At 52.4% G+C, this 17,014-nt stretch carries 31 protein-coding genes; 1 reads left to right on the top strand and 30 read right to left on the bottom strand.

The annotated features are described in order from the left end of the window. The 20 genes from rpmD to rpsJ all read right to left on the bottom strand — a co-directional run bounded on the left by rpmD (position 1) and on the right by rpsJ (position 9,335). Positions 1 to 180, bottom strand: a complete 180-nt coding sequence (rpmD, locus tag MHZ89_RS18050) for a 50S ribosomal protein L30 (RefSeq protein ID WP_021186404.1) — start codon at positions 178 to 180, stop codon at positions 1 to 3. A 5-nt stretch (positions 181 to 185) separates the two neighbouring features. Then, complete coding sequence (gene rpsE, locus MHZ89_RS18045; protein WP_033792403.1) at positions 186 to 686, bottom strand: 30S ribosomal protein S5; 501 nt, start codon at positions 684 to 686, stop codon at positions 186 to 188. Between the two features lie 14 nt (positions 687 to 700). Next, positions 701 to 1,054: a 50S ribosomal protein L18 gene (gene rplR / locus MHZ89_RS18040; RefSeq protein ID WP_033752941.1), complete on the bottom strand. Its 354-nt coding sequence runs from the start codon at positions 1,052 to 1,054 to the stop codon at positions 701 to 703. A gap of 9 nt (positions 1,055 to 1,063) precedes the next feature. Beyond that, complete coding sequence (gene rplF / locus MHZ89_RS18035; protein WP_033752942.1) at positions 1,064 to 1,597, bottom strand: 50S ribosomal protein L6; 534 nt, start codon at positions 1,595 to 1,597, stop codon at positions 1,064 to 1,066. A gap of 12 nt (positions 1,598 to 1,609) precedes the next feature. Then, positions 1,610 to 2,002, bottom strand: coding sequence for a 30S ribosomal protein S8 (gene rpsH, locus MHZ89_RS18030; RefSeq protein ID WP_033752943.1), 393 nt, complete (start codon positions 2,000 to 2,002; stop codon positions 1,610 to 1,612). 33 nt (positions 2,003 to 2,035) lie between these two features. Further along, positions 2,036 to 2,341, bottom strand: a complete 306-nt coding sequence (rpsN, locus tag MHZ89_RS18025; RefSeq protein ID WP_120458462.1) for a 30S ribosomal protein S14 — start codon at positions 2,339 to 2,341, stop codon at positions 2,036 to 2,038. A 14-nt stretch (positions 2,342 to 2,355) separates the two neighbouring features. Then, complete coding sequence (rplE, locus tag MHZ89_RS18020; protein WP_033752947.1) at positions 2,356 to 2,895, bottom strand: 50S ribosomal protein L5; 540 nt, start codon at positions 2,893 to 2,895, stop codon at positions 2,356 to 2,358. 14 nt (positions 2,896 to 2,909) lie between these two features. After that, positions 2,910 to 3,224: a 50S ribosomal protein L24 gene (gene rplX / locus MHZ89_RS18015; RefSeq protein ID WP_003850150.1), complete on the bottom strand. Its 315-nt coding sequence runs from the start codon at positions 3,222 to 3,224 to the stop codon at positions 2,910 to 2,912. 10 nt (positions 3,225 to 3,234) lie between these two features. Continuing rightward, entirely contained in the window at positions 3,235 to 3,606 is a 372-nt protein-coding gene (gene rplN, locus MHZ89_RS18010; protein WP_120458463.1) for a 50S ribosomal protein L14, read from the bottom strand. 776 nt (positions 3,607 to 4,382) lie between these two features. Next, on the bottom strand, positions 4,383 to 4,637 hold the full coding sequence (gene rpsQ / locus MHZ89_RS18005; protein WP_033752951.1) for a 30S ribosomal protein S17: 255 nt from the start codon (positions 4,635 to 4,637) through the stop codon (positions 4,383 to 4,385). Beyond that, entirely contained in the window at positions 4,637 to 4,828 is a 192-nt protein-coding gene (gene rpmC / locus MHZ89_RS18000) for a 50S ribosomal protein L29 (protein WP_025902044.1), read from the bottom strand. The genes rpsQ and rpmC overlap by 1 nt, the downstream gene beginning before the upstream one ends. Continuing rightward, entirely contained in the window at positions 4,828 to 5,238 is a 411-nt protein-coding gene (gene rplP, locus MHZ89_RS17995; protein WP_002438716.1) for a 50S ribosomal protein L16, read from the bottom strand. Before rplP ends, rpmC begins: the two co-directional genes overlap by 1 nt. A 12-nt stretch (positions 5,239 to 5,250) precedes the next feature. Continuing rightward, positions 5,251 to 5,949: a 30S ribosomal protein S3 gene (rpsC, locus tag MHZ89_RS17990; RefSeq protein ID WP_009087585.1), complete on the bottom strand. Its 699-nt coding sequence runs from the start codon at positions 5,947 to 5,949 to the stop codon at positions 5,251 to 5,253. Between the two features lie 17 nt (positions 5,950 to 5,966). Further along, complete coding sequence (gene rplV, locus MHZ89_RS17985) at positions 5,967 to 6,299, bottom strand: 50S ribosomal protein L22 (protein WP_007891659.1); 333 nt, start codon at positions 6,297 to 6,299, stop codon at positions 5,967 to 5,969. Between the two features lie 13 nt (positions 6,300 to 6,312). Next, a complete protein-coding gene (gene rpsS, locus MHZ89_RS17980) occupies positions 6,313 to 6,591 on the bottom strand; it encodes a 30S ribosomal protein S19 (RefSeq protein ID WP_001138115.1) in 279 nt (92 codons plus the stop codon). Between the two features lie 16 nt (positions 6,592 to 6,607). Next, positions 6,608 to 7,429, bottom strand: coding sequence for a 50S ribosomal protein L2 (gene rplB / locus MHZ89_RS17975; protein ID WP_033752967.1), 822 nt, complete (start codon positions 7,427 to 7,429; stop codon positions 6,608 to 6,610). Between the two features lie 17 nt (positions 7,430 to 7,446). After that, the gene (gene rplW, locus MHZ89_RS17970) at positions 7,447 to 7,749 is read right to left on the bottom strand and encodes a 50S ribosomal protein L23 (RefSeq protein ID WP_033752969.1); all 303 of its coding nucleotides are present in this window, start codon (positions 7,747 to 7,749) and stop codon (positions 7,447 to 7,449) included. Continuing rightward, complete coding sequence (rplD, locus tag MHZ89_RS17965) at positions 7,746 to 8,351, bottom strand: 50S ribosomal protein L4 (protein WP_033752971.1); 606 nt, start codon at positions 8,349 to 8,351, stop codon at positions 7,746 to 7,748. Before rplD ends, rplW begins: the two co-directional genes overlap by 4 nt. 10 nt (positions 8,352 to 8,361) lie before the next feature. Next, positions 8,362 to 8,991 (bottom strand): 50S ribosomal protein L3, encoded by a 630-nt coding sequence (rplC, locus tag MHZ89_RS17960; protein ID WP_033792404.1) that lies wholly within the window; start codon positions 8,989 to 8,991, stop codon positions 8,362 to 8,364. Positions 8,992 to 9,023: 32 nt separating this feature from the next. Then, on the bottom strand, positions 9,024 to 9,335 hold the full coding sequence (gene rpsJ / locus MHZ89_RS17955) for a 30S ribosomal protein S10 (RefSeq protein ID WP_001181005.1): 312 nt from the start codon (positions 9,333 to 9,335) through the stop codon (positions 9,024 to 9,026). Positions 9,336 to 9,460: 125 nt separating this feature from the next. Between rpsJ and MHZ89_RS17950 the strand changes: the two genes are divergently transcribed. Continuing rightward, complete coding sequence (locus MHZ89_RS17950) at positions 9,461 to 9,679, top strand: hypothetical protein (protein WP_311784126.1); 219 nt, start codon at positions 9,461 to 9,463, stop codon at positions 9,677 to 9,679. 35 nt (positions 9,680 to 9,714) lie between these two features. On the opposite strand, the gene bfr is transcribed toward MHZ89_RS17950, so the two are convergent. The 10 genes from bfr to MHZ89_RS17900 form a co-directional block, all read right to left on the bottom strand. Continuing rightward, the gene (gene bfr / locus MHZ89_RS17945; RefSeq protein ID WP_120458465.1) at positions 9,715 to 10,191 is read right to left on the bottom strand and encodes a bacterioferritin; all 477 of its coding nucleotides are present in this window, start codon (positions 10,189 to 10,191) and stop codon (positions 9,715 to 9,717) included. Between the two features lie 102 nt (positions 10,192 to 10,293). Beyond that, positions 10,294 to 10,488, bottom strand: a complete 195-nt coding sequence (bfd, locus tag MHZ89_RS17940) for a bacterioferritin-associated ferredoxin (protein WP_311784125.1) — start codon at positions 10,486 to 10,488, stop codon at positions 10,294 to 10,296. 171 nt (positions 10,489 to 10,659) lie between these two features. Then, positions 10,660 to 11,844: an elongation factor Tu gene (tuf, locus tag MHZ89_RS17935; protein WP_224481567.1), complete on the bottom strand. Its 1,185-nt coding sequence runs from the start codon at positions 11,842 to 11,844 to the stop codon at positions 10,660 to 10,662. Positions 11,845 to 11,914: 70 nt separating this feature from the next. Then, positions 11,915 to 14,029 (bottom strand): elongation factor G, encoded by a 2,115-nt coding sequence (gene fusA / locus MHZ89_RS17930; RefSeq protein WP_311784124.1) that lies wholly within the window; start codon positions 14,027 to 14,029, stop codon positions 11,915 to 11,917. A gap of 93 nt (positions 14,030 to 14,122) precedes the next feature. Next, a complete protein-coding gene (rpsG, locus tag MHZ89_RS17925) occupies positions 14,123 to 14,593 on the bottom strand; it encodes a 30S ribosomal protein S7 (RefSeq protein WP_013510774.1) in 471 nt (156 codons plus the stop codon). A gap of 96 nt (positions 14,594 to 14,689) precedes the next feature. After that, a complete protein-coding gene (gene rpsL / locus MHZ89_RS17920; protein WP_003852912.1) occupies positions 14,690 to 15,064 on the bottom strand; it encodes a 30S ribosomal protein S12 in 375 nt (124 codons plus the stop codon). Between the two features lie 124 nt (positions 15,065 to 15,188). Further along, on the bottom strand, positions 15,189 to 15,476 hold the full coding sequence (gene tusB, locus MHZ89_RS17915) for a sulfurtransferase complex subunit TusB (protein WP_311784123.1): 288 nt from the start codon (positions 15,474 to 15,476) through the stop codon (positions 15,189 to 15,191). 9 nt (positions 15,477 to 15,485) lie between these two features. Next, the gene (gene tusC / locus MHZ89_RS17910; RefSeq protein ID WP_311784122.1) at positions 15,486 to 15,845 is read right to left on the bottom strand and encodes a sulfurtransferase complex subunit TusC; all 360 of its coding nucleotides are present in this window, start codon (positions 15,843 to 15,845) and stop codon (positions 15,486 to 15,488) included. After that, positions 15,845 to 16,231: a sulfurtransferase complex subunit TusD gene (tusD, locus tag MHZ89_RS17905; RefSeq protein WP_126689783.1), complete on the bottom strand. Its 387-nt coding sequence runs from the start codon at positions 16,229 to 16,231 to the stop codon at positions 15,845 to 15,847. The genes tusC and tusD overlap by 1 nt, the downstream gene beginning before the upstream one ends. Next, the gene (locus tag MHZ89_RS17900) at positions 16,231 to 16,953 is read right to left on the bottom strand and encodes a transcriptional regulator (RefSeq protein WP_120457354.1); all 723 of its coding nucleotides are present in this window, start codon (positions 16,951 to 16,953) and stop codon (positions 16,231 to 16,233) included. Before MHZ89_RS17900 ends, tusD begins: the two co-directional genes overlap by 1 nt. Positions 16,954 to 17,014: the final 61 nt, after the last annotated feature.

Genomic DNA, 17,014 nt, shown 5'->3' with positions numbered 1-17,014 from the left:
TTACTCCTCTACTTTCAGCATGTAAGAAATCGCGTTAACCATACCGCGTACAGCAGGCGTGTCTTCACGCTCAACGGTGTGGCCAATACGACGCAGACCCAGACCAACCAGAGTGGCTTTATGCTTAGGCAGGCGGCCGATTGAGCTACGGGTTTGAGTGATTTTAATAGTCTTAGCCATCGTGATTACCCCAGAATTTCTTCAACGGATTTACCACGCTTGGCAGCGACCATTTCTGGAGAATTCATATTTTCCAGGCCGTCGATAGTTGCACGAACCACGTTGATCGGGTTGGTGGAACCATAGGCTTTAGCCAGAACGTTATGAACTCCAGCGACTTCCAGAACGGCGCGCATTGCACCGCCGGCGATGATACCGGTACCTTCAGAAGCCGGCTGCATGAACACGCGGGAACCCGTGTGCGCACCTTTAACCGGGTGCTGCAGGGTGCCGTTGGTCAGCGCGACATTAATCATGTTGCGACGGGCTTTCTCCATCGCTTTCTGGATCGCTGCCGGAACTTCACGCGCTTTACCGTAACCAAAACCAACGCGGCCGTTACCATCACCCACTACAGTCAGTGCGGTGAAGGAAAAGATACGACCACCTTTCACAGTTTTAGAAACACGGTTTACCGCGATCAGTTTTTCCTGCAGTTCGCCAGCTTGTTTCTCGATGTGTGACATCCTAGACCTCTACCTTAGAACTGAAGGCCAGCTTCACGAGCAGCATCTGCCAGTGCCTGGACACGACCATGATATTGGAAACCGGAACGGTCGAAAGAAACATCTTTGATGCCTTTTTCGATTGCGCGCTCAGCAATAGCTTTACCTACTGCGGCAGCTGCATCTTTGTTGCCGGTGTACTTCAGTTGTTCAGAGATAGCTTTTTCTACAGTAGAAGCAGCAACCAGAACTTCGGAACCGTTCGGGGCGATTACCTGTGCGTAAATGTGACGCGGGGTACGATGTACCACCAGGCGAGTAGCACCCAGCTCTTTGAGCTTGCGACGTGCACGGGTCGCACGACGGATACGAGCAGATTTCTTATCCATAGTGTTACCTTACTTCTTCTTAGCCTCTTTGATACGCACGACTTCGTCGGCGTAACGGACACCCTTGCCTTTGTAAGGCTCAGGACGACGGTAGGCGCGCAAGTCAGCTGCAACCTGGCCGATCAGTTGTTTATCAGCGCCTTTCAGCACGATTTCAGTCTGAGTCGGACATTCTGCAGAGATACCCGCGGGCAGCTGATGATCAACCGGGTGAGAAAAACCCAGTGACAGGTTAACCACGTTGCCTTTAACGGCAGCACGATAACCAACACCAACCAGCTGCAGCTTCTTAGTGAAGCCTTCGGTAACACCGATAACCATGCCGTTCAGCAGCGCACGAGCGGTACCCGCTTGCGCCCAGCCGTTTGCAAAACCGTCGCGCGGAGCGAAGGTCAGTGCATTGTCAGCATGCTTAACTTCTACGGCATTATTGATAGTACGAGTCAGCTCGCCGTTTTTACCTTTAATCGAAATTACCTGACCGTCGAGTTTTACCTCTACGCCGGCAGGAACAACGACAGGTGCTTTAGCAACACGAGACATAGTTTCCTCCGATTACGCTACGTAGCAGATAATTTCGCCGCCAAGACCAGCCTGGCGCGCTGCACGATCAGTCATGACACCTTTAGAGGTAGAAATAACAGCAATACCTAAACCCGCCATAACTTTCGGCAGCTCATCTTTTTTCTTATAGATGCGCAGACCTGGGCGGCTGACACGCTGAATGCTTTCTACAACAGCTTTACCCTGGAAATACTTAAGAGTCAGTTCCAGTTCCGGCTTGATGTCGCCTTCGATTTTGAAATCTTCAATATAACCTTCTTCCTTCAGCACGTTGGCAATTGCCACTTTCAGCTTGGAGGAAGGCATGGTGACCGCAGCTTTGTTCGCGGCCTGACCGTTACGGATACGGGTCAGCATATCCGCGATCGGATCTTGCATGCTCATCTGTCTTTACTCCCGTGATTCAATTGGTGACAATTACCAGCTAGCCTTTTTCAGACCCGGGATTTCACCGCGCATAGCGGCTTCACGGACCTTGATACGGCTCAACCCGAACTTCCGCAGGAAACCGTGCGGACGACCTGTTTGACGGCAGCGGTTACGCTGACGAGACGGGCTGGAATCACGCGGCAGAGTCTGCAGCTTGAGAACAGCGTTCCAACGATCTTCGTCGGAAGCGTTCACATCAGAAATGATCGCTTTCAGTTCAGCGCGTTTTGCGAAGAATTTGTCTGCTAATTTCACACGCTTAACTTCGCGTGCTTTCATTGATTGCTTAGCCATTAAGTAACCCTACCTTACTTGCGGAACGGGAAGTCAAAGGCAGTCAGCAGAGCACGGCCTTCATCATCAGATTTCGCAGTAGTGGTAATGGTGATATCCAAACCACGAACGCGATCGACTTTGTCGTAGTCGATTTCTGGGAAGATGATCTGCTCACGAACGCCCATGCTGTAGTTGCCACGACCATCGAAAGACTTCGCGGACAGACCACGGAAGTCGCGGATACGCGGTACAGCAATGGTGATCAGACGCTCAAAGAACTCCCACATGCGCTCGCCGCGCAGAGTTACTTTACAGCCGATCGGATAGCCCTGACGGATTTTGAAGCCTGCAACTGATTTGCGTGCTTTGGTGACCAGCGGTTTTTGACCGGAGATTGCTGCCAGGTCAGCTGCTGCGTTTTCCAGCAGTTTCTTGTCAGCGATCGCTTCACCAACACCCATGTTCAGGGTGATCTTCTCGACCCGAGGGACTTGCATGACAGAAGTGTAGCCAAACTCTGTCATGAGTTTCTGGACTACTTCGTCTTTGTAGTAATCATGCAGTTTCGCCATCGTACTACTCCAAATTACTTGATAGTTTCGCTGTTAGACTTGAAGAAACGGACTTTTTTGCCGTCTTCGAATCTAAAGCCTACACGGTCAGCCTTACCGGTTGCCGCATTGAAAAGCGCAACGTTAGAAACCTGAATAGCGGCTTCTTTTTCAACGATGCCACCCGGTTGGTTCAGAGCCGGAACCGGCTTCTGGTGTTTCTTAACCAGGTTGATGCCTTCAACGATGACCTTGCCAGAAGACAGGACATTCTTAACTTTACCGCGCTTACCTTTATCTTTGCCGGTCAGCACGATAACTTCGTCGTTACGACGGATTTTCGCTGCCATTGTTCGCTCCTTAGAGTACTTCTGGTGCCAGAGAGATAATTTTCATGAACTTTTCAGTACGAAGTTCACGAGTTACCGGCCCAAAAATACGTGTTCCGATTGGCTGCTCGCTGTTATTGTTCAAAATAACGCATGCGTTACCATCGAAGCGAATGACAGAACCGTCCGGGCGACGAACACCCTTCCTGGTGCGCACCACTACCGCCTTCAGGACATCACCTTTTTTCACCTTACCACGCGGAATTGCTTCCTTGATGGTAACTTTGATGATATCGCCGACGCCTGCGTAGCGACGGTGCGAGCCACCCAGAACCTTGATACACATTACGCTACGTGCACCGGAGTTGTCGGCGACGTTCAGCATAGTCTGTTCTTGGATCATTTTAGTGCTCCGCTAATGTCAACTACTACTTCGGGACCCAAACTTCAGGTCGTTAGAAAGCCCCATATTTGAGGGCGCGGCATTATAACACCGGTTCTCACAGATGGGTAGAAAAAATGAACGGCTCAACAATGGGGCCGCTTATTTTCCCTGATAACAGGGAGGGCGTATTCTAGGGAATAGTCTCAGCAGTAGCAAATGTAATCTGCCTTATTTTTCGACACTCGCCATTACCGCCTCATCTAACGCCTTTGCGTCCTCTGCGGAACGATTAGCTGGGTAAGCAAATAGCGCTCCTGCGGCAGGTCAATAACCGCTAACTTCTCTTTACACGGTACCCATTTGCTCTGATGACGCGACAGGCAGCTGTGCCTGATTACTGAAGATCTGCGTTGTCCATGCTGCGCAGCAACGGCACAAGAGATGAAGCGAGACGTTTGCCTTACAGCACCGGTGGTGACCAAGACATAGCGCGATGCTCTGCTTATCAGGCCCTGTGCTGCGCCTGCCAGAAGTCATGCCCTGCCCTACCGGGTTCTGAGCCTACCTTGTTGACAGCATACTGAAGTTATCCTGGGGAGAGCGGATGTTACCGTTATTCTGTGCCGGTCAGGGCGCCGCAGCTGGCGCGATAAGCGACTGCATTGCCGCCGCCTTGATGCAGGCGTTGAATGAAATGGCAGGCACAATTGACGCGTGATGAAAAATGAGCCGAGCGAGAGGCAAAAAAAACCCTCTGCCGAAGCAGAGGGTTTCTTCAGAAAAAACTGTTCTTATTACAGAACCGCTTTCTCAATAACGCGAACCAGAGTCCAGGACTTAGTCTTGGACAGCGGACGGGTTTCGCGGATTTCAACCACGTCACCAATACCGCATTCGTTGTTCTCGTCATGGATGTGCAGCTTAGTCGTACGCTTAATGAATTTACCGTAGATCGGGTGTTTCACGAAACGCTCGATAGCGACAACTGCAGATTTCTGCATTTTGTCACTAACAACACGACCTTGCAGAGTACGGATTTTATCGGTCATTACGCACCCGCCTTCTCAGTCAGTAAAGTCTTAACGCGTGCAACATCACGGCGAACCTGTTTCAGCAGATGGGTCTGCTGCAGTTGGCCAGATGCTGCCTGCATGCGCAGGTTAAACTGCTCACGCAGCAGATTCAGCAGCTCAGTGTTCAGCTCTTCGACGCTTTTTTCACGCAGCTCAGTTGCTTTCATTACATCACCGTCTTAGTAACAAAGGTGGTTTTGATAGGCAGTTTTGCTGCTGCCAGCTTGAAGGCTTCACGGGCCAGCTCTTCTGGTACGCCGTCCATTTCATACAGGACTTTACCAGGCTGAATCAGGGCAACCCAATACTCCACGTTACCCTTACCTTTACCCATACGCACTTCCAGCGGCTTCTCGGTGATCGGTTTGTCCGGGAATACACGGATCCAGATCTTACCTTGACGCTTAACTGCACGGGTCATAGCACGACGTGCTGCTTCGATCTGACGAGCAGTCAGACGACCACGGCCAACAGCTTTCAGACCGAAAGTACCGAAGCTAACATCCGTACCCTGCGCCAGACCGCGGTTGCGGCCTTTGTGCACTTTACGGAATTTTGTACGCTTTGGTTGTAACATCAGCGACTCTCCTTACTTACGGCCTTTACGCTGCTGCTTTTTAGGTTGAGCAGCCGGTTCCGGTTGTTCAACAGCAGCCATACCACCCAGGATCTCGCCTTTGAAGATCCATACCTTAACGCCGATTACACCATAAGTGGTGTGCGCTTCTGAGGTGTTGTAGTCAATGTCAGCACGCAGAGTGTGCAACGGTACGCGACCTTCACGGTACCATTCGGTACGTGCGATCTCAGCACCGCCCAGACGGCCGCTAACTTCAACTTTGATACCTTTCGCGCCCAGACGCATGGCGTTCTGAACAGCACGCTTCATCGCACGACGGAACATCACACGACGCTCCAGCTGTGAAGTGATGCTGTCAGCAACCAGTTTCGCGTCCAGTTCCGGCTTACGGACTTCGGCGATATTGATCTGTGCAGGTACGCCAGCGATATTCGCGACGACCGTACGCAGTTTCTCTACGTCTTCACCCTTTTTACCGATAACGATACCCGGGCGAGCGGTGTGAATGGTCACACGGATGCTCTTAGCCGGACGCTCGATAACGATGCGGGATACAGACGCTTTTGCCAGTTCTTTAGTCAGGAACTGACGAACTTTAAAATCGCTGTCCAGGTTGTCAGCGAATTCTTTGGTGTTCGCAAACCAGGTAGAGTTCCATGGTTTTACAATACCCAGGCGAATACCATTAGGATGTACTTTCTGACCCATTGCTAGTCTCCAGAGTCTCAGCGATCGGACACAACCACAGTAATGTGGCTGGTGCGCTTCAGGATGCGATCTGCACGACCTTTAGCACGCGGCATAATGCGCTTCATGCTCGGGCCTTCGTCTACGAAAATTTTCGCGACTTTCAGATCGTCGATATCAGCGCCATCGTTGTGTTCGGCGTTAGCAATGGCAGATTCCAGAACCTTCTTAACCAGTACAGCCGCTTTCTTGTTGGTGTAGGTCAGAATATCCAGAGCCTGCGACACTTTCTTACCGCGAATCAGGTCAGCCACGAGGCGAACCTTCTGAGCAGAAGAACGAGCATGGCGATGTTGAGCAATAGTTTCCATCTCTTCCTCCTACTTATTTCTTCTTGGCTTTCTTATCAGCAGCGTGGCCGCGATAAGTACGTGTCGGTGCAAATTCACCCAGCTTGTGGCCGACCATTTCGTCGGAAACAAAGACAGGAACGTGCTGACGACCATTATGGACAGCGATGGTCAAACCGATCATGTTAGGGAAGATCGTTGAACGACGGGACCAGGTGCGCAGGGGCTTCTTGTCTCCGCTTTCCACCGCTTTCTCTACCTTCTTCAGCAAGTGCAGGTCAATAAAAGGACCTTTCTTGAGAGAACGTGGCATGGCTTATCCTCTAAAATTATTTGCTACGGCGACGTACGATAAATTTATCAGTACGCTTGTTGCTACGGGTCTTCTTACCTTTGGTCTGAACGCCCCACGGAGTTACCGGGTGCTTACCAAAGTTACGACCTTCACCACCACCGTGCGGGTGATCTACTGGGTTCATCGCGGTACCGCGAACGGTCGGACGAACACCACGCCAACGAGTTGCACCCGCTTTACCCAGAACGCGCAGCATATGCTCAGCGTTGCCGACTTCGCCCAAGGTTGCGCGGCAATCAGCTTCGATTTTACGCATTTCGCCTGAACGCAGACGCAGGGTAACGTAGGAGCCTTCACGCGCAACGATCTGCACGTAAGCGCCAGCAGAGCGAGCGATCTGACCGCCTTTGCCCGGCTTCATTTCTACGTTGTGTACAGTAGAACCCACCGGGATGTTACGCATCGGCAGGGTGTTACCTGCTTTGATCGCAGCATCAACGCCAGACTGAATCTGGTCGCCGGCTTTCAGGCCTTTAGGGGCCAGGATATAACGGCGTTCGCCATCTTTGTACAGAACCAGTGCGATGTTCGCAGAACGGTTCGGATCGTACTCAAGACGCTCAACAACTGCCGGGATACCATCTTTGTTGCGTTTGAAGTCAACAATACGGTAAGCCTGCTTGTGACCACCACCGATGTGACGGGTAGTGATACGACCATTGTTGTTACGACCACCGGATTTGCTGTTCTTTTCGATCAGCGGGGCAAAAGGTTTGCCCTTGTGCAGCTCAGGGTTTACCACTTTAACGACGTGGCGACGACCCGGAGATGTCGGTTTACATTTAACAACTGCCATTGTCTTTCTCCTCCGACTTACTCAGCGCCGCCGACGAAGTCCAGGTTCTGGCCTTCCTTCAGGGTGACGTAAGCTTTTTTCCAGTCGCTGCGACGACCGATACGCTGTCCGTGACGCTTAGTTTTCCCTTTAACAACCAGGGTATTCACGTCTTTAACTTCTACTTCGAACAGTTTTTCAACAGCAGCAACGATCTCTGCTTTGGTCGCGTCTTTCGCAACTTTGAGAACGATGGTGTTGGTTTTTTCCATCGCAGCAGACGCTTTTTCAGATACGTGCGGCGCGCGCAGTACTTTCAGCAGACGTTCTTCACGGATCATGCCAGCATCTCCTCAACTTGCTTAACTGCATCAGCAGTCATAACGACTTTGTCGAAGGCGATCAGGCTAACTGGGTCGATACCCGCTGCATCACGCACGTCAACCTTGTACAGGTTGCGCGCAGCCAGGAACAGATTCTCATCCAGTTCACCGGTGATGATCAGCACGTCTTCCAGCGCCATGTCTTTCAGTTTCTGTACCAGCAGCTTGGTTTTCGGTGCTTCTACAGAAAACGTCTCGACAACGATCAGACGATCTTGACGTACCAGTTCGGACAGGATGCTTTTCAGCGCGCCGCGGTACATCTTTTTGTTAACTTTTTGACTGTGGTCCTGCGGACGCGCAGCGAAGGTCACGCCACCTGAACGCCAGATCGGGCTCTTTACAGAACCTGAACGCGCACGGCCGGTGCCTTTCTGACGCCACGGCTTTTTGCCTGAACCAGTTACTTCAGCACGCGTTTTCTGCGCGCGGGTACCCTGACGGGCGCCTGCAGCGTATGCAACAACAACCTGGTGAACCAGCGCTTCGTTGAAATCACGACCGAAGGTAGTTTCGGAAACAGTCAGCGCGCTCTGCGCGTCTTTCAGTACTAATTCCATTGCTATCCCCTTACGCCTTCACAGCTGGTTTAACGATCAGGTCGCTGCCGGTTGCTCCCGGGACAGCACCTTTCACCAGCAGCAGGTTGCGCTCAGCGTCAACACGTACCACATCCAGGCTCTGAACGGTTACGCGCTCATTACCCAGCTGACCTGCCATTTTCTTGCCCTTGAACACTTTGCCCGGAGTCTGGTTCTGACCGATAGAACCCGGAACGCGGTGAGAAAGGGAGTTACCGTGAGTAGCGTCCTGGGTACGGAAGTTCCAGCGCTTAACGGTACCTGCGAAACCTTTACCTTTAGAGGTACCGGTTACGTCTACTTTTTTAACGTCAGCGAAAATTTCAACACTGATGCTCTGGCCAACTGAGTACTCTTCACCTTCAGCAGTGCGGAATTCCCACAGACCACGGCCGGCTTCAACGCCAGCTTTAGCAAAATGACCAGCTTCAGGTTTGGTCACACGGTTCGCTTTTTTCGCACCGGTGGTAACCTGGATTGCCTGGTAACCATCGTTCTCCAGGCCTTTGACCTGAGTAACGCGGTTTGCTTCAACTTCGATTACGGTTACTGGGATTGAAACGCCGTCTTCAGTGAAGACGCGGGTCATGCCCACTTTTTTACCGACTAAACCAATCATTGTATCAACCTCTCAATCGCTCGATGACCTGATTAACCCAGGCTGATCTGCACGTCTACACCGGCAGCCAGATCCAGACGCATCAGAGCATCAACGGTTTTTTCAGTTGGCTCAACGATGTCTACCAGACGCTTGTGAGTGCGGATTTCGTACTGATCGCGCGCATCTTTGTTAACGTGCGGAGAAATCAGAACGGTGAAGCGCTCTTTGCGAGTCGGCAGCGGGATCGGACCGCGAACCTGCGCACCAGTGCGCTTGGCAGTCTCAACGATTTCCGCGGTTGATTGATCGATCAGACGATGATCAAACGCTTTAAGACGGATACGGATTCTTTGGTTCTGCATGAGACCAGAGCTCCAAACTTTTTATAGACGAAAAAAATTACTACTCGCACCCATTACGATTGATGGGAGAGTGTAATCGTTCAGCATATAACTCCACAATTGGGAGTATTGTCAGGCGACCTAACATGCTGCCGCCTGCGATTCTGCTCGAATCGCGCCTGCTAATATTGGCAGGCCCGCGCATTATACGTAAATCTGCTCAGGAAGCAACCCGCGTTCTGTTTTTAACCTTATTTTCTGGTGGCGTCATTGCAATTGACTATAGCGAAGCGGAAAGCCGGGGAAGTAAAAGAATGAATGAGGCAGGAATGGAAACAAGCCCGCTTAGCGCCTGCTGGCGGTGAAAGCGGGCTCTCTTAATACGTTATTCACGGCTGGACTACCCTTCTTCTCTGATTTGCGCCTGCAGGTAGTTCTGGATACCCATCTTACTGATAAGGTCGAGCTCGGTTTCGATCCAGTCGATATGGTGCTCTTCATCCGCAAGGATTTCGATCATCATGTCACGGCTGACGTAATCATGCACTTTATCAGCGTAAGCGATAGCTTCGCGCAGGTCCTTCGCCCCTTCCAGCTCCAGCTGGAGATCGGAACGCAGCATCTCCTCGACATCTTCGCCAATTCGCAACCGGCCTAAATCCTGCAGGTTCGGAATCCCCTCAAGAAACAAAATGCGCTCAATATACTTATCGGCGTGCTTCATCTCGTCGATGGATTCGTGATACTCCGTGTCGTTGAGGCGCATCAGGCCCCAGTTTTTGAACATCCGCGCGTGAAGAAAGTACTGATTAATCGCAACCAGTTCATTTCCCAGCAGTTTATTCAAATGGCTTATGATTTTAATGTCGCCCTTCATTTTGCTTCCTCCGCTTCCAGTTAAGTTAGAGCGTAGATGCGGATAAAAAGAAGTCAAAAAAACGCGACAAAATCTGTGGGTATTAAGAACAGCGCGCCAGGATCAGGCAATCTCTTTATAGAGCGGCACGCTTTGCAGCTCTTCTTCCATGATTTCCCGCGCCACACGAATACATTTGCCGCACTGCTTCCCGACAGGAACCAGCTGACGCAGCTGCTGGATAGATTTTGGCTGATAGCGGCGAACCGCTTCGCGGATGGTCTTATCACTAATGGCGTTACACAAACAGACGTACATTTACTGCTCACCTCGATCATTTTATGATCAAAGCTTAAATGAGAATAATTTTTATTTCAAACCCAGAGTTAGTGTGGATAACGCGACCTGAAGAAATTTAAGGCATAAAAAAAGAGCACCGAAGTGCTCTTTTTCTGCTCTGGTGGCCCGAAGGCCACCTCGCTAACGCAATTAAGCGATAACTTCAGCAACAACGCCCGCACCAACGGTACGGCCGCCTTCGCGGATTGCGAAGCGCAGACCCTGGTCCATCGCGATCGGATGGATCAGAGTTACGGTCATTTTGATGTTGTCGCCCGGCATTACCATCTCAACGCCTTCCGGCAGTTCGATGTTGCCAGTCACGTCAGTAGTACGGAAGTAGAACTGCGGACGGTAGCCTTTGAAGAACGGAGTGTGACGACCGCCTTCTTCTTTAGACAGAACGTATACTTCTGACACGAAAGTGGTGTGCGGCTTGATTGAGCCCGGCTTAGCCAGTACCTGGCCACGCTCGATCTCTTCACGCTTGATACCACGCAGCAGAACGCCCACGTTCTCACCAGCCTGACCCTGATCCAGCAGTTTGCGGAACATTTCAACGCCGGTACAGGTTGATTTCGCGGTGTCTTTGATGCCTACGATTTCAACTTCGTCGCCTACTTTCACGATGCCGCGCTCAACACGACCGGTAACAACGGTACCACGGCCAGAGATTGAGAACACGTCTTCGATCGGCAGCAGGAACGGCAGGTCGATAGCACGAACCGGATCCGGGATGTAGGTATCCAGGTGGCCAGCCAGCTCAACGATCTTCGCTTCCCACTCTGCGTCGCCTTCCAGCGCTTTCAGTGCAGAACCGCGAACGATCGGAGTGTCGTCGCCCGGGAAGTCGTACTGAGACAGCAGGTCACGTACTTCCATCTCAACCAGTTCCAGCAGCTCTTCGTCATCAACCATGTCGCACTTGTTCAGGAACACGATGATGTAAGGAACGCCAACCTGACGACCCAGCAGGATGTGCTCACGGGTCTGCGGCATCGGGCCGTCAGTCGCAGCAACAACCAGGATAGCGCCGTCCATCTGAGCAGCACCGGTGATCATGTTTTTCACATAGTCGGCGTGGCCCGGGCAGTCAACGTGCGCGTAGTGGCGAGTCGGGGTTTCATACTCAACGTGAGAAGTGTTGATGGTGATACCACGTGCTTTCTCTTCCGGCGCGTTATCGATCTGGTCGAATGCACGAGCCTGGCCGCCGTAGGTTTTAGCCAGAACGGTGGTGATAGCTGCAGTCAGGGTGGTTTTACCGTGGTCAACGTGACCGATGGTGCCCACGTTTACGTGCAGTTTGTTACGTTGAAATTGCTCTTTCGCCATGGCGATAATCCTTACTGTTATGCCTTCATCATTGATGAAGGCATCTGTTCACAATTTTTAAACCGTAGCCTTATTTGCTACGAGCTTCAATAACGGCCTGAGCGACGTTGTTCGGCGCATCATCGTACTTCAGGAACTCCATGGAGTAAGAAGCACGGCCTTTCGTCAGAGAACGCAACTGCGTCGCGTATCCGAACATTTCAGACAGCGGAACTTCAGCGTGAATCTGAACGCCGGTAGCGTTAGATTCCTGCCCTTTCAGCATACCACGACGACGGCTCAGGTCACCGATGACGTCACCGGTGTTCTCTTCCGGAGTCTCTACTTCAACCTTCATGATCGGCTCAAGCAGTACCGGCTGCGCTTTCTTAAAGCCATCTTTAAAGGCGATAGAAGCGGCCAGTTTAAACGCCAGCTCTGAGGAGTCCACGTCATGGTAAGAACCGAAGTGCAGACGCACGCCCAGATCAACAACTGGATAACCTGCCAGCGGGCCAGATTTCAGCTGTTCCTGGATGCCTTTGTCAACCGCAGGGATGTATTCGCCAGGAATCACACCACCTTTGATGTCGTTGACAAATTCGTAGCCTTTCGGGTTTGAACCCGGCTCCAGCGGGTACATGTCGATAACAACATGACCGTACTGACCGCGACCACCAGACTGCTTAGCGTGCTTACCTTCGATGTCGGTAACTTTAGAGCGAATCGCTTCGCGGTAAGCTACCTGCGGTTTGCCCACGTTCGCTTCAACGTTGAATTCACGCTTCATGCGGTCAACGATGATGTCGAGGTGCAGCTCACCCATACCGGCGATGATGGTCTGGTTAGACTCTTCGTCAGTCCATACGCGGAATGACGGGTCTTCTTTAGCCAGACGACCCAGAGCCAGACCCATTTTTTCCTGGTCAGCTTTGGTTTTCGGCTCAACGGCGATAGAGATTACCGGCTCCGGGAACTCCATACGTTCCAGGATGATCGGGTTGTTCGGATCACACAGGGTATCACCGGTGATCACGTCTTTCAGACCGATCGCTGCTGCGATGTCGCCTGCGCGAACTTCGCTGATCTCTTCACGCTTGTTGGCGTGCATCTGTACGATACGGCCAAAACGCTCACGAGCAGATTTCACTGAGTTCAGTACGGTGTCACCTGAGTTAACCACGCCAGAGTACACGCGGAAGAAGGTCAGGTTACCCACGAACGGGTCGTTGGCGATTTTGAACGCCAGCGCAGAGAACGGCTCGCTGTCGTCAGCGTGACGCTCAGCCGGAGTATCTTTACCGTCGTCCAGCATACCGTTGATCGCAGGAACGTCAGTCGGTGCCGGCAGGTATTCAACCACGGCATCCAGCATCGCCTGAACACCTTTGTTCTTGAACGCAGAACCACAGGTAACCAGGATGATTTCGTTGCGCAGTACGCGCTGACGCAGAGCAGTTTTGATCTCTTCTTCGCTCAGCTCTTCGCCGCTGAAGAATTTCTCCATCAGCTCTTCAGAAGCTTCTGCTGCAGCTTCGATCAGCTTGCCGCGCCACTCTTCAGCCAGTTCCTGCATCTCAGCCGGGATATCTTCGTAAACGAAGGTAACGCCCTGGTCAGCATCGTTCCAGTTGATGGCTTTCATTTTGATCAGATCAACTACGCCGGTGAAGTTCTCTTCAGCGCCGATTGCCAGCTGCAGCGGAACCGGAGTCGCGCCCAGACGGGATTCGATCTGACCAACAACTTTCAGGAAGTTCGCGCCCATACGGTCCATTTTGTTAACGAACGCGATACGCGGAACTTTATATTTGTTTGCCTGACGCCATACGGTCTCAGACTGCGGCTGCACGCCACCTACAGCACAGTAAACCATTACTGCGCCATCGAGCACACGCATAGAACGTTCTACTTCGATGGTGAAGTCAACGTGTCCCGGGGTGTCGATGATGTTGATACGGTGCGGCTCAAACTGCTTAGCCATACCGGACCAGAATGCGGTGGTCGCTGCAGACGTGATGGTGATACCACGCTCCTGCTCCTGCGCCATCCAGTCCATGGTCGCTGCGCCATCATGCACTTCACCGATTTTGTGGTTAACACCGGTGTAGAACAGGATACGCTCGGTAGTTGTGGTTTTACCGGCGTCGATGTGTGCGCTGATACCAATGTTACGGTAGCGCGCAATGGGTGTTGTACGAGCCATTTGATTCCTCTGATTCTCGGGCGTTCAAAATTAGTCGAACCCAGCGGGTTAGCATTTTGCACGCCCGCTGGTTTAACAACAACTACGTGGCGATTACCAGCGGTAGTGAGCGAACGCCTTGTTGGCTTCTGCCATGCGGTGAACGTCTTCACGTTTCTTAACTGCAGTACCTTTGTTTTCTGCAGCGTCAGAAAGTTCGTTCGCCAGGCGGAGAGCCATAGATTTATCACCGCGTTTACGAGCAGCTTCTACGATCCAGCGCATTGCCAGAGCATTACGACGAACCGGACGGACTTCTACTGGAACCTGATAAGTAGAACCACCAACGCGACGTGACTTAACTTCGACAGTCGGGCGCACGTTTTCGAGGGCTACTTCAAAGGCTTCCAGCTCGTTTTTACCAGAACGCTGAGCCAGGGTCTCAAGCGCAGTATAAACGATTGATTCAGCAGTAGATTTTTTACCATCTACCATCAGGATATTTACAAATTTGGCCAGCAGCTCTGATCCGAACTTAGGATCCGGCAGAATTTTACGCTGACCAATGACGCGACGACGTGGCATGGAAATACTCCGTTGTTAATTCAGGATTGTCCAAAACTCTACGAGTTTAGTTTGACATTTAAGTTAAAACGTTTGGCCTTACTTAACGGAGAACCATTAAGCCTTTGGCTTCTTCACGCCATACTTGGAGCGAGCCTGCTTACGGTCTTTAACACCTGAGCAGTCCAGCGCGCCACGAACGGTGTGGTAACGCACACCTGGCAGGTCTTTAACACGACCGCCACGGATCAGGATCACGGAGTGTTCCTGCAGGTTATGACCTTCACCGCCGATATAGGAGGTAACTTCAAAACCGTTAGTCAGACGAACACGGCAAACTTTACGCAGTGCTGAGTTCGGTTTTTTCGGAGTGGTGGTGTACACACGAGTACAAACACCACGTTTTTGCGGGCAAGCTTCCAGCGCAGGCACGTTGCTCTTTGCAACTTTGCGTACGCGTGGTTTGCGAACCAGCTGGTTAACTGTTGCCATTAAATAGCTCCTGGATTAGCTTTTGCTTCGTAAACACGTAATAAATCGCCTCGTATTACTACGAGGACGCAGAATTTTAGGGCTGAGCCAATAGGGTGTCAAGAAATAACCAGGCTTTACGGCATTACCAGGTCATCTGCTGCTGATGTTTTTCAGTGAGCGCGACGAAACCAGTATAGTCCACCGGCCTTACTTTGGCTGAAATTTGACCACCAAGCCCGCGCGCGGTCACATCTTCCGTCAGGACCCATAAGGCCGCAGGCGAGGCGAGAAGCTGGCTCAACGCGCTGCTGCCTTCCAGCGCGCCCAGCACGCCGTCCTGCAACAACAGCAAATCGTCTTCCGCCGTCAGCAACAGCAGTAGCGTATTGAGGTCGCTGTAATAAGGTGAATGCATCAGGGTGTGCAACATAGCGCGCTCTTAAAAGGTGATGATGCGATCGTAGGTCGCTAACTGTTGCCGCAGCGCTGCGGCGTCCAGAATGCCGACGTCCAGCACGCGCGCGCCCTCTTCCGCCAGGCCGCGTTCGCGCAACGCCTCGCGGCTGATATAGCAATGTTCAATATCATACAGCGCCAGCACGCCAAACGTGGCGGCGTGATTGCGGGCCAGAATAATTTCCGGCTGCTGGCCGGGCGTCAGCTGCAGTACCCCGTCGCCAATAAAGAACAGGCCTATCGACTCGCTCAGCGCGCCGGTCGCCAGCGCGGCATCGAGCCCTTCGCGGCCAGCGCTGCTGCCGTGTGGCGCGCGGGTAAAAACAAAGGCGACGCGATTCATTAAAACTGCACCAGTCGATCGCAGCCGAGCGCGGCTTCCGCCAGCGCGCCCAGACCGCTGAGTTCAAACCCTGGCTGTAAGTTGCTGCCTGCCAGCTGCAGCCGCTCCGCCTCCTGCGCATCGGTAACGCCGCGGCGCAGCGCGGCGGCTACGCAAATATTTAACGCCACGCCCTGCTCTTCATGCAGCGCAAGCCAGGCGCGCACGATATCCGCCTCGTCGCTGGCCGGCGCGGTCAGCTCATTGGCGTTCAGCACGCCCTCGCGGTAAAAGAAAACGCTCTGCAGCTGATGACCGGCGGCCAGCAGCGCGCGGGCGAACAGCAAGGCGCTGCTCGCCTGCTGCGTGCCGTAAGCCGGGCCGGTCACCAGCAGGGTATAGCGCATCAGCGCTCCTGCCCCTGAAAGTCTCCGCTCTTGAACTGGCGGATGTAGAGGTAAACGGTGTGCTTGGAGATATTGAGGCGATCCGCGACCTGATTAATCGCGTCTTTAATATCGAAGATGCCTTTCTCATAAAGATTCAGCACGATCTGGCGGTTCTTGGCGTTGTTAGAGACGTTGCGATCGGCGCTTACCTCTTCAATGGTGAACTCCAGCGTCTGCGTCACCAGATCTTCTACCGAGCTGGCGAAGTTAACGTTCGAATCAACCTGATGCATTTCTGGCGGCATAAAGGTCGACATTATCTGCGAGAAAGGCACATCGAGGTTCATATTGATGCACAACAGCCCAATCACGCGCTGCTGCCGGTTACGTATTGCGATGGTGACCGACTTCATCAGCACGCCGCTTTTGGCGCGGGTGAAGTAGGCGCGGGAAACGTTGCTGTCTGCGCCGTGCATATCGTGCAGCATGCGCAGCGCCAGATCGGTAATTGGCGAGCCCACTTTACGACCGGTATGTTCGCCGTTAGCAATACGCACCGCCGAACATTTCAGATCTTCCAGCGAGTGCAGCACGATTTCGCAGTGCGAACCAATCAGCATCGCCAGGCCGTCGACGACTGCCTCATAAGATTTGAGAATATCGTAGTCCGCTTGCTCGAACGGACGCTGCTCCAGTAAATCGAAGTCGCTCAGTTCGCCGGGATTGAATGGATTTGACATCGAAGACATTACCCTAAATGGCTGGAGCCTGTCTCAGCGCAGCGGGCAGACTCTTTTTATT

This window comes from Pantoea sp. ACRSB (assembly GCF_022346905.1).
Classification (GTDB): domain Bacteria; phylum Pseudomonadota; class Gammaproteobacteria; order Enterobacterales; family Enterobacteriaceae; genus Pantoea; species Pantoea piersonii.
This window is presented reverse-complemented; position numbering and strand designations above follow the sequence as displayed.

Bases quoted from the DNA above. Each gene is read 5' to 3' on its own strand.
- rpmD (WP_021186404.1), bottom strand. From the start codon at position 180: ATGGCTAAGACTATTAAAATCACTCAAACCCGTAGCTCAATCGGCCGC.
- rpsE (WP_033792403.1), bottom strand. From the start codon at position 686: ATGTCACACATCGAGAAACAAGCTGGCGAACTGCAGGAAAAACTGATC.
- rplR (WP_033752941.1), bottom strand. From the start codon at position 1,054: ATGGATAAGAAATCTGCTCGTATCCGTCGTGCGACCCGTGCACGTCGC.
- rplF (WP_033752942.1), bottom strand. From the start codon at position 1,597: ATGTCTCGTGTTGCTAAAGCACCTGTCGTTGTTCCTGCCGGCGTAGAG.
- rpsH (WP_033752943.1), bottom strand. From the start codon at position 2,002: ATGAGCATGCAAGATCCGATCGCGGATATGCTGACCCGTATCCGTAAC.
- rpsN (WP_120458462.1), bottom strand. From the start codon at position 2,341: ATGGCTAAGCAATCAATGAAAGCACGCGAAGTTAAGCGTGTGAAATTA.
- rplE (WP_033752947.1), bottom strand. From the start codon at position 2,895: ATGGCGAAACTGCATGATTACTACAAAGACGAAGTAGTCCAGAAACTC.
- rplX (WP_003850150.1), bottom strand. From the start codon at position 3,224: ATGGCAGCGAAAATCCGTCGTAACGACGAAGTTATCGTGCTGACCGGC.
- rplN (WP_120458463.1), bottom strand. From the start codon at position 3,606: ATGATCCAAGAACAGACTATGCTGAACGTCGCCGACAACTCCGGTGCA.
- rpsQ (WP_033752951.1), bottom strand. From the start codon at position 4,637: ATGACCGATAAAATCCGTACTCTGCAAGGTCGTGTTGTTAGTGACAAA.
- rpmC (WP_025902044.1), bottom strand. From the start codon at position 4,828: ATGAAAGCAACTGAGCTGCGTGAAAAAAGCGTCGAAGAGCTGAACACT.
- rplP (WP_002438716.1), bottom strand. From the start codon at position 5,238: ATGTTACAACCAAAGCGTACAAAATTCCGTAAAGTGCACAAAGGCCGC.
- rpsC (WP_009087585.1), bottom strand. From the start codon at position 5,949: ATGGGTCAGAAAGTACATCCTAATGGTATTCGCCTGGGTATTGTAAAA.
- rplV (WP_007891659.1), bottom strand. From the start codon at position 6,299: ATGGAAACTATTGCTCAACATCGCCATGCTCGTTCTTCTGCTCAGAAG.
- rpsS (WP_001138115.1), bottom strand. From the start codon at position 6,591: ATGCCACGTTCTCTCAAGAAAGGTCCTTTTATTGACCTGCACTTGCTG.
- rplB (WP_033752967.1), bottom strand. From the start codon at position 7,429: ATGGCAGTTGTTAAATGTAAACCGACATCTCCGGGTCGTCGCCACGTC.
- rplW (WP_033752969.1), bottom strand. From the start codon at position 7,749: ATGATCCGTGAAGAACGTCTGCTGAAAGTACTGCGCGCGCCGCACGTA.
- rplD (WP_033752971.1), bottom strand. From the start codon at position 8,351: ATGGAATTAGTACTGAAAGACGCGCAGAGCGCGCTGACTGTTTCCGAA.
- rplC (WP_033792404.1), bottom strand. From the start codon at position 8,991: ATGATTGGTTTAGTCGGTAAAAAAGTGGGCATGACCCGCGTCTTCACT.
- rpsJ (WP_001181005.1), bottom strand. From the start codon at position 9,335: ATGCAGAACCAAAGAATCCGTATCCGTCTTAAAGCGTTTGATCATCGT.
- MHZ89_RS17950 (WP_311784126.1), top strand. From the start codon at position 9,461: ATGCTGCCGCCTGCGATTCTGCTCGAATCGCGCCTGCTAATATTGGCA.
- bfr (WP_120458465.1), bottom strand. From the start codon at position 10,191: ATGAAGGGCGACATTAAAATCATAAGCCATTTGAATAAACTGCTGGGA.
- bfd (WP_311784125.1), bottom strand. From the start codon at position 10,488: ATGTACGTCTGTTTGTGTAACGCCATTAGTGATAAGACCATCCGCGAA.
- tuf (WP_224481567.1), bottom strand. From the start codon at position 11,844: ATGGCGAAAGAGCAATTTCAACGTAACAAACTGCACGTAAACGTGGGC.
- fusA (WP_311784124.1), bottom strand. From the start codon at position 14,029: ATGGCTCGTACAACACCCATTGCGCGCTACCGTAACATTGGTATCAGC.
- rpsG (WP_013510774.1), bottom strand. From the start codon at position 14,593: ATGCCACGTCGTCGCGTCATTGGTCAGCGTAAAATTCTGCCGGATCCT.
- rpsL (WP_003852912.1), bottom strand. From the start codon at position 15,064: ATGGCAACAGTTAACCAGCTGGTTCGCAAACCACGCGTACGCAAAGTT.
- tusB (WP_311784123.1), bottom strand. From the start codon at position 15,476: ATGTTGCACACCCTGATGCATTCACCTTATTACAGCGACCTCAATACG.
- tusC (WP_311784122.1), bottom strand. From the start codon at position 15,845: ATGAATCGCGTCGCCTTTGTTTTTACCCGCGCGCCACACGGCAGCAGC.
- tusD (WP_126689783.1), bottom strand. From the start codon at position 16,231: ATGCGCTATACCCTGCTGGTGACCGGCCCGGCTTACGGCACGCAGCAG.
- MHZ89_RS17900 (WP_120457354.1), bottom strand. From the start codon at position 16,953: ATGTCAAATCCATTCAATCCCGGCGAACTGAGCGACTTCGATTTACTG.